Genomic DNA, 14,743 nt, shown 5'->3' with positions numbered 1-14,743 from the left:
ACTTCCATAAATTCGAACGGCCGGGTGCACATTTGTGTATCCGGTTTTTGGGCTGTAATCAGGTAGGGAAGGTGCCAAGGGTCTGATTCGTGGTGCCTGCTTTTGGGTAAATCAGTGAAGTTATACCTATGTCCTCAGGTTGTTAATCTATGATAAATTGTTCGTTAAGGAATGAATTAGACAGGTCCATCCGGTATGCCGTACTTGTATATGCCAGCATATAACAAGGCCTGTGGGATTGTCCTGTACATTTTATAGATGTTGAACAGAAAGAGGGTAAGTACTCCATGACAATCATCGGTATTGATCTGGGAACAACGAACAGCTTGGTATCCTGCTGGGCTGGCGGAGAACCCGTTATTATTCCAAATGCACTCGGCAACCGCCTGACGCCTTCCGTAGTCAGTGTCGACGACAATGGGGAGATGCTCGTTGGTGAAGTGGCCAAAGAGCGGCTGATAACACATCCCGAGCGGACAGCTTCTGTCTTCAAGAGGTATATGGGGACCGGGCGAACATTTCATTTGGGTACATATCATTTTTTGCCGGAAGAATTATCGGCTTTTATATTAAAATCGCTGAAGGCGGATGCTGAAGCCTATCTGGGGGAGTCCGTGACCGAAGCGGTTATTAGCGTGCCTGCGTATTTCAATGATGCCCAGCGCAAGGCTACACAGCGAGCAGGAGAACTGGCTGGCCTCAAGGTGGAGCGCTTGCTCAGTGAGCCTACAGCCGCAGCTATAGCATACGGTCTGCATCAGCAGCAGCCAGAGACGAAATTTCTGGTATTTGATCTGGGCGGCGGTACATTTGACGTATCTGTCCTGGAACTGTTTGATCAGATCATGGAAGTGAAGTCGGTTGCCGGAGATAACTTCCTCGGGGGCGAGGATTTCACAAGACTGCTGGCAGACATGTTTGCCGAGGAGCATCAGATTGAGCAGGATACGTTGTCAGGCAAGGCACAGTCAGCCCTTTGGAAGCAGGCCGAATCTTGCAAACGTGCGCTTGTTGATGGACGAGAAGGTACGATGTCCTTAACGCTGGAAGAGGGAGTAAGGGAACTTCGTGTTGACCGTGCAAGATTTGATCAGGCGGCTAAACCGCTACTGGCAAGATTGCAAAAACCAGTCGAGCGTGCATTGCGCGATGCTTCAGTCAAACTCAATGAGCTGGATGCCGTAATCCTGGTAGGCGGGGCTACGCGTATGCCGCTTATTTATTCGTTTACAGGTAAATTATTCGGCAGACTGCCTGCGAACCATCTGCATCCGGATGAGGCTGTTGCCCTCGGTGTGGGAATTCAGGCCGCAATGAAGGAACGCCATGCCGATCTGGAGGAAGTGATTCTGACAGACGTATGCCCGTATACACTGGGAACCTCTGTGTCGATGTCGCTTGGCAATGGACGTTTCGAATCAGGCATGTTTGCACCGATCATTGAACGGAATACAGTCATTCCCGTTAGTAAGGTGGAGCGGTACTATACGATGCACAACAATCAGGCATCCATTACTGCGGATATATATCAGGGAGAGAGCCGGCTGGCGAAGAACAATGTCAAGCTGGGGGAACTGACCATCTCGGTACCACCTGCACCTGCAGGGCAACAGGCCGTAGATATCCGTTTCACGTACGATATTAACGGCATCCTCGAAGTGGAAGTGTCTTCGGTAGAGACAGGGGAGAAAAAGGTAGCGATCATACAGGGCAAAGAAAGTGACCTGTCCAAGGAGGAAATCGCCGAGCGATTCAAAGCACTGGAAGCGATCAAGATCCATCCGCGGGACCGGATGGAGAACCGATTGCTTCTGGCTCGTGGAGAACGGATGTATGAAGAATCACTGGCCGACTACCGTACGATTATTGCCGAGGCCATGCTGCAGTTCGAAGAGACACTCAAACGTCAGGACGACCGTGAAATCAGGAAAGAAGCAGAAAAGTTGAAGGAAGTACTGGATCAAATTGAAAGAGTGCGGGAGTGATATGTGAATGGACATCTGGACAAGATTGGGGCTTGAGCCTACGCAGGATACGGTAGTCATAAGACGTGCGTATGCGAAGCAGCTGCGAAGTACACATCCGGAAGATGATCCGGAGGGGTTCCAGGAATTGCGGTCAGCTTACGAGCAGGCCCTGAAGGCTGCGAAAGAACCGATGCCGGATCAGGAGCAGCTTACGGCGCAGGCTAGCCCGCAAGCACAGAATCAGTCCGATATGGAGCTCCGCTCTGTTCAGGCGGAAGGCTCTCTGCAGGAAGCTGTTTCCGAATCCGAAGAAGGTCCCGTCTACTTTACCGTGGATCACTGGGATGCTCCTGTTGAGACAGCAGCCACTTCGCTTCAAGATGCAGCTTCCGTGGATGACACAGTCCACTTGCTTGAACGAGCACGTTCTATTGTAGAGGATGTATTCAAACGGGCAGATTCCGCCGTATGGGAGGACTGGCTGCAGAGCGAGGAACTATGGCAGCTGGACGTGAAATTTTATACGGGAACGGAATTGCTGCGGATGCTGTATGAACGTCCTTTTTTACCGAAAGCCGTCTGGGGACGGTTGAATGACTTCTTCAGCTGGACGGAACAGCGGGAAGAGCTGAAAGAGGTGCTTCCGGAGGAAATCGCAGACTATCCAGGCATGGAACTGGGGCGTCCGTGGGAGCTTCGTTATGACACGTTTGATAAGGGAAGAGACGTAGACTATGAAACCTTCATTCGTTTGCGTGAAACTGCATTCCAACTGATGCTTCGAGGTGATATTGCGGAAGCCGCATCACACATTGATGCAGGTATGGCACTGTATCCGGATGACCCGGACCTGGTCCGGCTGGCCGCCAAATTCCGCCTCTGGAACAAGGAGGAAAACGCCGCTTTGGTATTGTTTGAAAGGCTGGCTGCACTCGAACCAGATGCAGTGGACGGGCTGCTGCATAGCGCAAGACTTCTGCATGCCGCCGGGCAGAGGGGGCAGGCTGAGCAGCTATACCGCAAGGTACTGGAACGCGAACCTCACCAACTGGATGCATGGAATGGATTGGCCTTGTTCTATCAGGAGCAGGGGGAATTGGAGACAGCACTCCACATGGTTGAGCAGATCGTTACTCAGTATCCTCATGATCTGGAGATGCAGATTACGCTGCTGGAGCTGAAACAGGAACGGGTTGAGCAAAAGATCAGAGCGGCTGAGCAGGAAGCGGATGCGGTCGTTCGTCGCAAGCAGCAGCGTGAAGCTGCCGAGGGGTATGCTGAACTGTGGAACGATGAGCAGCTTGTTCAGTATCTCGGTGAAATTAATGTAAACGAGGAGTTGGATGCGGCATTATATCTGCTCTGGGCCCAGGGCTTTGTTCGAATAGGCAAAGGCGAGGAAGGGATTGAAGCCCTTCAGTATGCTGAAGCTGCTGCGAGCAGGGAAGGGACCAGCAGCTTTCCGATATTGCTTGAACGGGGCCAACTGCATCTGCGCATGGACCATAATACGGCTGCCATAGAGGATCTGGGCAGAGCAGCAGAAATGGATCCGTCCCATGCCGAGGTCAGGCATTTGCTGGCGAGTGCTTACCAGAGAGAAGATCAGCTTGAGCCTGCCATTGAACTATCCGGTCAGGCGATTGAGCTCAATCCCGAGCCCTATGAATATTATTCGCTGCGGGCACTTTGTTATTTTAGAATGGGACGTTATGAAGAAGCGCTTGCCGATTATGAGATTGTTGTGGTTAAGGAGCATGATTTTGCAAATGCCTGGTACCGGAAAGGGTTCGCACATCTGAAACTGGGGCAGTATGCCGAGGCCGTACAATCCCTTGAAACTTCTTTGGTCCATGAGCATGAAGCGGTCATTTATTATTATTTGGCCATTGCAAGGGCGAAGCTGAGGGAGATGGAACAGGCACTGCAGGATATCCGGCAATTCCGGAGCGAGAATCCGGAGGACCAGGACGGCCCTCTGATTGAAGGAGATATCCTCCGTTTACAGGGGCAGCTTATGCCGGCACACGATACATACGTTAACGGGTTAAATGAACATCCGAACGTATATGAGCTTGCTAAAATGGCGGTCGTTTGCGTGATGGAGTCTGATATGCAGGACAAGGATCCACATTTAAACAAACTTGCAGAAATGATGTCTAACATGGAGACGGTCGAAACGTGGGGATTGCTGTTCATTACACGATATCTGGTAGAAGCCCAAGACTGGGCAAGTGTCCGAGCATATGTGGAAGCTTATATAGACGGAGAAGAACCGGAGGATATTGATCCTCATATCTGGTTGTATTCCGGGATTGCAGCCTATCATGCGGGGGATATGGACCAAGCCATTCTTGAACTGGGCAAAGCCTACGGCGCAGGTCTGCGGGGCGATGTGTGCAGTGCTCTGAGCATGGTGTATTACGATAAACATGATTGGGATCAGGCGCTCGCCTATGCCGAAGAGGCTATTCACAGTCAGCCAGACCACCCGGATTATGTTGCGCGTCGTGACGCTATTGCTGCTCGTGCTGCAGAACGGGGATTTTCCTTTTTGAAAAAGCTTCGCAAATCCAAGCCGGCGTATGAACTGTGGCCTTCGGCTGTACCCCTTCAGCATCTGGAGCCAGATGAAGTCATGGACTTGCATTTTACATAGGAAGGAGGACAAGGATCATGGGACAGGACAGAGGAGCGGCTCAGGCTGTGCAGGGTGTTACGGATAAACAGCTGTGGTTTCGGGGCATGAGCGCCATCATGGATGAGATGAATGGACTGGATATACGCAACGATTACGAACATGATGAGAATGAAGAGGAAAAAGATCGATTCCGTACCTCTCTGGAAGAAGAGTGGCGTATTCATAACAGGGAAGAGCTTCTGTCGGGTCTGGAATGGATCCGGGAAGGCGGGCATCGGGTTGCGTTTGAACAAATGAGGACTTTTATGAACGCATTATCGGAAGCTGATCAATGGAAGTGCATACACTCCCTTAATCCGGAAACGGGCCGATATCATGAGTACCTGGTGGTCAAAACGTATATGTACAAACTGCCCCCTGCCGGCATTGCAGCCTGGGATTGGGGGAGGTACGCCAACCTGTGCCGGAAGAGTGCATATGTCGGGTTTATCACTGAAGTGGAGGCAGAACAATTGATCTTGGAGGCGGCCCTTGAAGCGCAATCAGCTTATTCTTCGTGGAAAGAGTACGCGGTTGCTTTCCTGGCAGGCAGATTGTACTGGTTGGAGCAAACGGCCGAGCCGCTCGTTCAGCGTCAGGTGAATTATGTGCGTAATTTGTTCGTGCAATCGAACAGCATTTATAACAAAGTGGACTGGAATTTGAATTTGTCCCTAAAGTAAAATAGAAACACAAAAGCACGTTCTACTGAATTCGGTTCAGCAGGAACGTGCTTTTTTGGTGAAGTGACGGGATGCCTCGTCCGATTGGAACTTAGGTTTGGGGTTGCAGCTGACGCAGTACGGTGATTTCGACCCGGCGGTTCTTTTGCCTACCGGCTGCGGTGGAATTATCACCTGTGGGACGTGTGTCTGCATAGCCTGCGTACTGAAACCCGTCAGGGTCCAGATTTTCTTTGTCCAGGAAAAACCGTAGCACAGATAGTGCGCGTTCACCGGAAAGTTCCCAGTTGTCTTTGTATGTGGAATTCGCGCCGACAGGCACATTGTCGGTGTGTCCCTCGATGCTGACGACAGTGCTCAGGTCACGAAACAGGCTTGCGAGCTTGCTGAGTGTAGGTGCAGCGTCACTTTTGAGGGCAGCCTGTCCCTGATCAAAGAGAAAGCGGTCACTCAGGGTGATGGAGATCCCCTGCGGATTATCTGCTACAAAAATCTGATTTTCCAGTTTATTATCTTCGATATACTGGGTAATCACATTGAACAGATTCTGCAGCTCCTCTTCCTGGGATCGAAACTGTTCTTCCCGCTCGGTCAGTGGCTGACCTTCTTCGGGAGATGTTGTATCTTCACCCTGGACCTCGGTTGGAGGGACTTCAGTGATGGTCTGACCTGCGGTTTCATCGATTCCATTGCCAAGGTCAAGAATGGAGTCAGATTGATTAAATGTATTCTGCAGTGATTGGGTTACCACGTCGTATTTGCCGGAGTCCAGATTGCTCATGGCGTACATGATGACAAAAAAGATCAGAAGCAGCGTAATGAGATCGGCATAGGTAATCATCCATCGATCCCGATGGTCACCAGGTTCACGTTTTCCGCGCCTTCTACTGCGCCGACTCATCCAATCCCTCCTTCATTACAGAACGTGAGATTTGACGATGTGTGAGTGTGAAGGACTCAAGCCGTTTCCGTACAAGATGAGGATTCTCCCCATTCTGAATGGCGAGCACACCTTCAAGCAGCATCTCCATCATCTGAATATCTTCAGCACCTCTGGACTTAATTTTGGAGGCAATGGGCAAAAAGATAAGATTGGCACTTGCTACCCCGTATAAGGTTGCCGTAAAGGCAACCGCGATGGCCGGGCCCAGTCCGGTAGGATCCGTCAGGCTACCTAGAACCTGAATCAGTCCCATGACCGTACCGATAATACCCATGGTTGGAGCGTATCCTCCGGCGGACTCGAAGATTTTGGCATAGCCCTCATGCTTCTGTTCTACCGAATCGATCTCCAGCTCCATGATCTGACGGATCACATCCTGATCGGTGCCATCGACAACCATCTGGATACCGTCTTTCAGAAATGGATGCGGATGATCCATCACCTGGCGTTCCAGTGCAAGCACGCCTGAACGGCGGGCGATTGAGGACATGTCCACCAATTCTTCCATCCACTTGCGAGGATCATTGTCATTACGTCCAAACGCCATGCGCAGTGCTGCCGGAATGGTACGCAGCCGATGAGACGGGAAGCTGGCAACCACTGCAGCAATTGTTCCACCGAATACAATCAGAGCAGCCGTTTTTTGCACGAGGCCGGACAATTGGCCGCCTTCCCACAAAAAACCGCTGATCACTGCGGCAATCCCGGCTATAATGCCGATAAGTGTCGCAATATCCATAAATTAACCCACTCCTGTCTTTACTTCACGTTTGCATCACATGTACGAACGAGGTATAATTATACGGGAACAAATATTCCTATTACTATAAGTTTTCCCATATGAAAATTCGGGGAACTTCGACAATATATAGTGACTATTATTTTAGACGATAGGGTGAGATACGGCAATGAGCGATATTATAATGAGCGACAAAACGTTCGAGATCGAGTCCGAGTTTTCTCCCCAAGGTGACCAGCCTGCTGCCATTGAAGAACTGGTGCAGGGTGTTCAGGAAGGGAAAAGATATCAGACGCTGCTGGGTGCAACGGGAACGGGTAAAACCTTCACCATTGCGCAGACGATTGCCAAGCTGCAACGTCCCACGCTGATTATTGCCCACAATAAAACGCTGGCAGCACAGCTTGCGAGTGAATTCAAAGAATTCTTTCCAAACAACATGGTTGAGTATTTTGTCAGTTACTACGATTACTATCAGCCAGAAGCATATATTCCGTCTTCCGATACGTATATCGAGAAGGACTCCAGCATCAACGAGGAAATTGACAAGCTGCGTCACGCGGCGACCAGTTCGCTGTTTGAACGCCGTGATGTCATTATTGTAGCGAGTGTGTCCTGTATCTACGGTTTGGGATCGCCGCATGACTACTCCAGCATGCTGCTGTCGCTGCGCGTAGGGATGGAGAAGCCGCGCAATCAGATCTTGTCCCGATTGGTCGAGATTCAATATCAGCGGAATGACATCAACTTCGTACGGGGAACATTCCGTGTGCGTGGCGACGTCGTAGAGATTTTCCCGGCATCCAAGGGTGAACATGCCATTCGGGTAGAGCTATTCGGAGATGAAATTGAGAAAATTACGGAAATTGATGTGTTAACCGGAGAACTGATCGGTGAGCGCGATCATATTGCCATCTTCCCGGCATCTCACTTCGTAACCCAGGAAGAAACGATGCGGGTCGCACTAGTCAACATTGAGCGTGAACTGGAAGAGCGGCTTGAAGTACTGCGCGAACAAGGGAAATTGCTGGAGGCGCAGCGACTGGAGCAGCGTACACGTTATGATATTGAGATGATGAAGGAAGTTGGATTCTGTTCGGGGATCGAGAACTATTCAGGCCCGCTGACATTCCGTGAACGCGGTGATACGCCTTACACGCTGCTGGATTACTTCCCGGACGACATGCTGATCGTTGTCGATGAGTCGCACGTGACCCTGCCGCAGATCCGTGCCATGTACAATGGTGACCAGGCACGGAAGACTGTTCTGGTGGATCATGGATTCCGCCTGCCGTCAGCACTGGATAACCGTCCGCTGAAATTCGAAGAGTTCGAAGAGAAGATGAACCAGATCATCTATGTATCGGCAACGCCAGGACCGTATGAGATTGAGCATACGGATACGATGGTACAGCAGATTATTCGTCCAACCGGTCTGCTTGATCCAGTCATTGAACTTCGCCCAACGAAGGGACAGATCGATGACTTGATCGGCGAGATTAACGACCGGATTGCCAAGGACGAACGTGTGCTTATTACAACGCTGACGAAGAAAATGTCCGAGGACTTAACCGATTATCTGAAGGAAATCGGAATCAAGGTGCGCTATCTGCACTCTGAGATCAAGACATTGGAACGTATGGCAATTCTGCGTGATTTGAGGCTGGGAACATTCCATGTGCTTATCGGGATCAACCTGCTAAGAGAAGGTCTCGATTTACCGGAAGTTTCGCTTGTTGCCATTTTGGATGCCGATAAGGAAGGTTTCCTTCGTTCCGAACGCTCCCTGATTCAAACGATCGGCCGGGCGGCACGGAACAGCGACGGTAAGGTTATTTTGTACGGTGATAAAGTGACCGATTCGATGGATAAAGCAATAAAAGAGACCGAACGCCGTCGTGAAATTCAAATCGCATATAACGAGAAGCATGGAATTACTCCACAGACGATCCGCAAAAAAGTGCGCGATGTGATCGAGGCAACCAAGGTTGCCGAATCCAAGAACGAGTATCTTACTGGCGCTGCCGAGAAGATGTCGAAGAAGGAGCGTCAGTCGCTTATTCAGCGTCTTGAGGCTGAGATGAAGGACGCCGCGAAGAACCTGCAGTTTGAGCGTGCAGCAGAGCTTCGTGATGCGTTGCTGGAGCTGCGTGCGGAGTAAATTGATAAATAGATATGCAACAAGAGAACGGCCAGTTGGCCGTTCTCTTGTTGAGTAAAGAACCGGCAAGGAATGACCGATAATTAGTCATGTTGAAAACCTGAAATCAGGTCTATACTGATAGAAATGTTGAAATTGGTTAAGAGGTTTATAGGAAAGCATTTGGAAGTCGTGTAGAGGGGAGCCGAGCCAAAGGCAATGGCGACCACCGCGAGCGAGGCAGAGCCGTGAGCGCTTGGTGTTTAGTGGAGCCGAGCCAAAGGCAATGGCGACTTACCGCGAACGAGGCGGAGCCGTGAGCGACTTGGTGTTCAGTGGAGCCGAGCCAAAGGCAATGGCGACATACCGCGAGCGGGGCAGAGCCGTGAGCGCCCTCTCGCAGTAGAGCAGCCTTCCAAGAGACCGGCAGCAGGCCGGAATCTTGGAAGAAGCTGCGGGCACACGACACACCTTCACATAGCAAGACCCGACCTCACACCAAGCACAGCCTGTTTCGGGTGTCCAGAGGGCTGCGCCCTATGGGGCCCTCCCTTGGAAGGGAGGGTTTGGGTGGGATCGAAACGCTTGAAAAGCCTTTTAAAAAGGTTGGATTACATTATTGAGAGGATGGATAACCATTGGCGAGCGAGAACATTGTCATTAAAGGTGCGCGAGCGCACAACCTAAAGAACATTGATATTACCATCCCGCGTGACCGTTTTGTCGTATTGACCGGTCTGAGTGGCTCAGGCAAGTCCTCGCTGGCTTTTGATACGATATATGCCGAAGGACAGCGGCGTTATGTGGAATCATTATCTGCTTATGCACGCCAGTTTCTCGGGCAGATGGAAAAACCGGATGTCGACTCGATCGAGGGCCTGTCACCGGCCATTTCCATCGACCAAAAAACAACAAGCCGCAACCCGCGTTCCACGGTAGGAACGGTTACGGAGATCTACGACTACCTGCGTTTGTTGTTTGCACGTGTGGGACATCCTCACTGTCCGGATCATGGTGTAGAGATTACATCCCAGACCGTAGAGCAGATGGTAGACCGCGTAATGCAGTACCCGGAACGTACCCGATTGCAGATTTTGGCACCGATTATCTCCGGCCGTAAGGGCGAGCACAAAAGTGTATTTGCCGATGTATCCAAGCAAGGCTTCGTCCGTGTGCGGGTGAACGGAGAACTGCGTGATTTGTCTGAAGATATTCAGTTGGAGAAAAATAAAAAGCATACCATTGAAGTGGTCGTAGACCGGATTGTAGTCAAGGAAGATGTGCAAGCACGTTTGGCTGATTCCATTGAAACGGCACTTAATCTCTCGGGAGGACAACTGCTGGTAGACATTATGGGTGAAGAAGAACTGCGCTTCAGTTCCAACTTTGCCTGCCCGGTGTGCGGGTTCAGTATTGAAGAGCTCGCGCCACGGATGTTTTCCTTCAACAGTCCGTTTGGAGCTTGCCCTGATTGTGATGGACTCGGCGTAAAAATGATCGTAGACCCGGATCTGCTCGTTCCGGATCGCAGTAAAACGATTGAAGAAGGTGCGTTTGACGCCTGGACAGGTGGTACGTCCACATACTATCCGCAGTTCCTAAAGTCGGTATGCGAACACTTCAACATTCCACAGGATGTACCTGTGGAGGATCTGCCAGCGGATCAGATGAACAAGCTGTTGAATGGTACAGGTTCGGAGAAGGTCCGCTTCCGTTACGAGAATGATTTTGGGCAGCGCAAGGAAGCCATGGTGACTTTTGAAGGGATCGTTAATAACCTGGAACGCCGCTATCGTGAGACGGCATCCGAGGGGATCCGGGAGTTTATTGAAGGTTACATGAGTGCGAAGCCTTGTGGTACCTGCAAAGGGCACCGATTGAAACGGGAAAGCTTGGCTGTTACCATCAATGACCACAACATGGCATATGTGACCGGCCTGTCCATCGGAGAAGCAGGACGTTTCTTCGAATCGCTGCAGCTTAGCGAGAAGGAACAAGCCATTGCCAAACTGATTCTGAAGGAGATTAACAGCCGTCTTGGCTTCCTGGTCAATGTCGGTCTGGATTATCTGACCTTGAGCCGTGCTGCCGGAACATTGTCCGGTGGTGAAGCGCAGCGGATTCGTCTCGCGACCCAGATTGGTTCCAGTCTGATGGGCGTGCTGTACATTCTCGATGAGCCGAGTATCGGTCTGCACCAACGGGATAATGATCGTCTGATCGCCACACTTGCTCACATGCGGGATATCGGTAACACGCTGATTGTCGTGGAGCATGATGAAGACACGATGCTGGCAGCCGACTACATTATCGACATCGGCCCAGGCGCAGGTATTCATGGCGGTACCGTCATGTCACAGGGTACACCGGAAGAGATCATGAATGACGAGAACTCGCTGACGGGGCAGTATCTGAGCGGACGCAAGTTTATTCCTGTACGGACGGAACGCCGCAGTGTAGGAGATCGCTGGCTGGAAGTGCGCGGGGCGAAGGAAAATAACCTGAAGAACCTGAATGTGAAAATTCCGGTGGGTGTATTTACTGCAGTCACAGGGGTATCCGGCTCAGGTAAATCAACACTGATTAATGAGATTCTGTACAAAACGCTCGCACGGGATCTGAACCGTGCACGTGTGCGTCCCGGACAGCACAAAGAGATCCGGGGTCTGGAACATATTGATAAAGTCATTGATATCGACCAGTCGCCAATCGGCCGTACACCGCGTTCCAACCCGGCTACGTACACCGGTGTCTTTGATGATATTCGGGATCTGTTTGCACAGACGAATGAAGCGAAAGTTCGTGGTTACAAAAAGGGCCGGTTCAGCTTCAATATCAAGGGCGGACGCTGTGAAGCTTGCCGCGGGGATGGAATTATCAAGATCGAGATGCACTTCCTGCCCGATGTCTACGTCCCTTGTGAAGTCTGCAAAGGGAAACGGTACAACCGGGAAACCCTTGAAGTTAAATATAAAAACAAAAATATTGCGGATGTACTCGAAATGACAGTGGAAGATGCTACACAATTTTTCGAGAACATTCCGAAGATTCACCGCAAAATGCAGACATTGCTTGATGTAGGTCTGGGCTATATTAACCTTGGTCAACCTGCAACGACCTTGTCTGGTGGTGAAGCACAGCGTGTGAAGCTAGCTTCCGAGCTGTATCGTCGCAGTACAGGCAAAACAATCTACATTCTGGACGAGCCTACAACAGGTCTGCATGTTGATGATATTGATCGTCTGCTTAATGTACTCCACCGTCTGGTGGATTCGGGTGAATCGGTACTTGTGATCGAGCATAATCTCGACGTCATCAAAACCGCTGATTATATCGTGGATTTGGGTCCTGAAGGTGGTAGTGGCGGCGGAACGATCGTGGCGACAGGGACACCGGAGGATATTATTAAGGTGGAAGCTTCGTATACAGGCAGGTACCTTAAACCGGTATTGGAACGCGATACGGAACGAAGCAAGACGCTGCAATTGACGGAGTAGGTAGCGCCTTATGGGTCGTTGAAATCAAATGAAACAGGAGTGAACATCCACCTTACTTGATTCAAGTACTATTTACTTATCTCAGTCCTGGCTTCAAGCTGGACCGAAACGTAAATTGTTGACTAGCTAACTAGGGTGGATAGATCTCTATAATCAATAACCCTTCTTTTGATGAAGGGCGAGGTATTTATTTTCCGATGAGTGCCTTGCTCCATTCAAAAGAGGGGTTATTCCTTTTTCACTGAAGTTAGCATAATAGTTATTTCATTGAAAGTGTTTACATATGAGGTAGGGCAGGCATTACAGCAATCCGAGTTCGGACTGGATTTTTTTCATTTTTCTGGATGATAGGGCTTGCATTACTAGCAGGGGACAGATAACATAGAGGAAGATATTAGGGTATGCGTTAGCTGTTCAACTATGGTGAGGGGGTCTGTCTATCCATGCTGTTTGCAGAAGCTGCCACGGCGAGTACATCCAATTTTAATGCATTTGATATTTTTGTCATTCTGTTTACAATCATTATTTTTATTGGTGTGGTTCGTCTTCTTCGAGCACCGAAGAAGAATTTGTTTGCGATCGGATTTGCAGTAGTCAGTCTGCTTGTCTTCCTAATGACGGACTATGCAATGATTAAGAACTGGTTTAGTTAGGGTGTTCAGAAAATAGCAAACGGAATCAGACAAAACACTTTCCTAGGTAATGGTGGAGGGTGTTTTTTTTGTGTGCTGGTGGGCATGTGCAAAGCCATGTTTTTGCGAGTAAAAGTAGGACTGAAAACATTTGTACAGGAAGAATATGTATGTTAAATTGGAGGATACCGGTATAGCAGATGATAGAGACAAGAAATCCATAGAGTTGGATGCTGGGATGTCGCATAACGGAGGATATATGGAGAGGGTTAGGTGAAAAGATGAGATCGTTGGGGAAAAAATGCATGGCAGTGTATATGGCTGCTGTACTCGGGGTGAGTGTTGCGTCTACGGCTGGAGCAGCAGAATCGTCAGCTGGCATGAAGGCCAAAGTCGTCGACGGACAAGTGTATGTCAGTGCAGCTGATTTGGTCAAGTCCATCGGTGGGAATGGCCAGTATGATGCAGAAACGGGAACCTATCAGTACAAGGGGAATGAAGCCATTCCTAAAGTAATCGAGAAGGTGTCACCATCTGTTGTTGGTATCATTGGCAAAGCGGATGCAGGGCAGGAAGGGGTCACGACAGACCGCTATAACCTGGCTCATGGGACCGGCGTGATTATACGCTCCAATGGCTGGATTGTGACCAACGCACATGTAGTGGATGGATTAAGCAACGCATTGGTTGTGACGACCGATGGTAATACATATAAAATTACGAAAACATACAGCGATCCACTGAGTGATCTGGCGCTGATCAAAATCAATGCCAAATCGCTTAAACCGGCGACGTTCGCCAAAGCTTCTCAAACCTCAGTCGGCGAGACAGTTGTCGCTATTGGTACACCCATCTCCTTCTCCCTGCGAAATTCGGCAACTGTGGGTGTCATTAGTGGCCTGAATCGCGGAGTGGAGGCAACCTATCGTTTGATTCAAACGGATACAGCCATTAACCCAGGGAACAGCGGGGGACCTCTCGTTAACCTCAAGGGGGAGGTTGTTGGCATTAATTCCATGAAGTTTTCAGCGGTGGGTGTCGAGAATATGGGATTTTCGATTCCAGTGGATACCGTTCAATATATTATCAATCAGTTTTTTGAATACGGCAAAATCAAACGGGCAAGTCTCGGTCTGCAGCTCGAAGAGAGCTGGTCTGCGATTGTAGGTCTGCCTACAGACGATCCACTCACAATCACGGGTGTGCTGTCCAGTGAAGCGAAGAAGGCCAAGATCCAGGAAGGAGACGTGTTATACAGCGTAGCAGGTACGCGTGTCTCTTCCGTTGTGGATATTAATGAGCTGCTCAAGAAATATGTACCCGGGCAAAAAGTGAAACTGCTGATGCAAACCGATGGTGATATCGTCACACGTACTTTGGTGCTAGCGGATCGTGCAGATATCCAAGATGAGGATGTAGAGCTGTTTCCGGTAGATGAAGAACAATAAAGCCCGGTGAACGA

At 50.0% G+C, this 14,743-nt stretch carries 9 protein-coding genes; 7 read left to right on the top strand and 2 right to left on the bottom strand.

What is annotated here, in order from left to right:
- Nucleotides 1–287 precede the first annotated feature (287 nt).
- Genes AC3RCI_RS26395 through AC3RCI_RS26385 form a run of 3 tightly spaced genes read left to right on the top strand, consistent with a single transcriptional unit; the run spans nucleotide 288 to nucleotide 5,330 of the window.
- The gene (locus AC3RCI_RS26395; protein ID WP_492526954.1) at nucleotides 288–1,985 is read left to right on the top strand and encodes a molecular chaperone HscC; all 1,698 of its coding nucleotides are present in this window, start codon (nucleotides 288–290) and stop codon (nucleotides 1,983–1,985) included.
- Nucleotides 1,986–1,992: 7 nt separating this feature from the next.
- The gene (locus tag AC3RCI_RS26390) at nucleotides 1,993–4,626 is read left to right on the top strand and encodes a tetratricopeptide repeat protein (protein ID WP_492526953.1); all 2,634 of its coding nucleotides are present in this window, start codon (nucleotides 1,993–1,995) and stop codon (nucleotides 4,624–4,626) included.
- A 17-nt stretch (nucleotides 4,627–4,643) separates the two neighbouring features.
- Nucleotides 4,644–5,330, top strand: a complete 687-nt coding sequence (locus AC3RCI_RS26385) for a DUF1266 domain-containing protein (RefSeq protein ID WP_492526952.1) — start codon at nucleotides 4,644–4,646, stop codon at nucleotides 5,328–5,330.
- A 91-nt stretch (nucleotides 5,331–5,421) separates the two neighbouring features.
- On the opposite strand, the gene AC3RCI_RS26380 is transcribed toward AC3RCI_RS26385, so the two are convergent.
- Together AC3RCI_RS26380 and AC3RCI_RS26375 are read right to left on the bottom strand one after the other, a co-directional pair.
- Nucleotides 5,422–6,231, bottom strand: coding sequence for a flagellar motor protein MotB (locus tag AC3RCI_RS26380; protein ID WP_183526832.1), 810 nt, complete (start codon nucleotides 6,229–6,231; stop codon nucleotides 5,422–5,424).
- A complete protein-coding gene (locus AC3RCI_RS26375; RefSeq protein ID WP_154894940.1) occupies nucleotides 6,215–7,012 on the bottom strand; it encodes a flagellar motor protein in 798 nt (265 codons plus the stop codon). Before AC3RCI_RS26375 ends, AC3RCI_RS26380 begins: the two co-directional genes overlap by 17 nt.
- Nucleotides 7,013–7,181: 169 nt before the next feature.
- Here AC3RCI_RS26375 and uvrB point away from each other — a divergent pair, with 169 nt between their 5' ends.
- The 4 genes from uvrB (at nucleotide 7,182) to AC3RCI_RS26355 (ending at nucleotide 14,729) form a co-directional block, all read left to right on the top strand.
- Nucleotides 7,182–9,173 carry an excinuclease ABC subunit UvrB gene (gene uvrB, locus AC3RCI_RS26370; protein ID WP_095291456.1) on the top strand — a complete coding sequence of 664 codons (1,992 nt, stop codon included), beginning with the start codon at nucleotides 7,182–7,184 and terminating at the stop codon, nucleotides 9,171–9,173.
- 617 nt (nucleotides 9,174–9,790) lie between these two features.
- Nucleotides 9,791–12,649, top strand: coding sequence for an excinuclease ABC subunit UvrA (gene uvrA / locus AC3RCI_RS26365; protein WP_492526951.1), 2,859 nt, complete (start codon nucleotides 9,791–9,793; stop codon nucleotides 12,647–12,649).
- A gap of 443 nt (nucleotides 12,650–13,092) precedes the next feature.
- A complete protein-coding gene (locus tag AC3RCI_RS26360; protein ID WP_095291462.1) occupies nucleotides 13,093–13,302 on the top strand; it encodes a DUF2759 family protein in 210 nt (69 codons plus the stop codon).
- 260 nt (nucleotides 13,303–13,562) lie between these two features.
- Nucleotides 13,563–14,729 carry a S1C family serine protease gene (locus AC3RCI_RS26355; RefSeq protein WP_492526950.1) on the top strand — a complete coding sequence of 389 codons (1,167 nt, stop codon included), beginning with the start codon at nucleotides 13,563–13,565 and terminating at the stop codon, nucleotides 14,727–14,729.
- Nucleotides 14,730–14,743 lie beyond the last annotated feature (14 nt).

The organism is Paenibacillus sp. MT124 (assembly GCF_058792755.1).
This window is presented reverse-complemented; position numbering and strand designations above follow the sequence as displayed.

Bases quoted from the DNA above. Each gene is read 5' to 3' on its own strand.
- AC3RCI_RS26375 (WP_154894940.1), bottom strand. From the start codon at position 7,012: ATGGATATTGCGACACTTATCGGCATTATAGCCGGGATTGCCGCAGTG.
- uvrB (WP_095291456.1), top strand. From the start codon at position 7,182: ATGAGCGATATTATAATGAGCGACAAAACGTTCGAGATCGAGTCCGAG.
- AC3RCI_RS26395 (WP_492526954.1), top strand. From the start codon at position 288: ATGACAATCATCGGTATTGATCTGGGAACAACGAACAGCTTGGTATCC.
- AC3RCI_RS26360 (WP_095291462.1), top strand. From the start codon at position 13,093: ATGCTGTTTGCAGAAGCTGCCACGGCGAGTACATCCAATTTTAATGCA.
- AC3RCI_RS26355 (WP_492526950.1), top strand. From the start codon at position 13,563: ATGAGATCGTTGGGGAAAAAATGCATGGCAGTGTATATGGCTGCTGTA.
- AC3RCI_RS26385 (WP_492526952.1), top strand. From the start codon at position 4,644: ATGGGACAGGACAGAGGAGCGGCTCAGGCTGTGCAGGGTGTTACGGAT.
- AC3RCI_RS26390 (WP_492526953.1), top strand. From the start codon at position 1,993: ATGGACATCTGGACAAGATTGGGGCTTGAGCCTACGCAGGATACGGTA.
- AC3RCI_RS26380 (WP_183526832.1), bottom strand. From the start codon at position 6,231: ATGAGTCGGCGCAGTAGAAGGCGCGGAAAACGTGAACCTGGTGACCAT.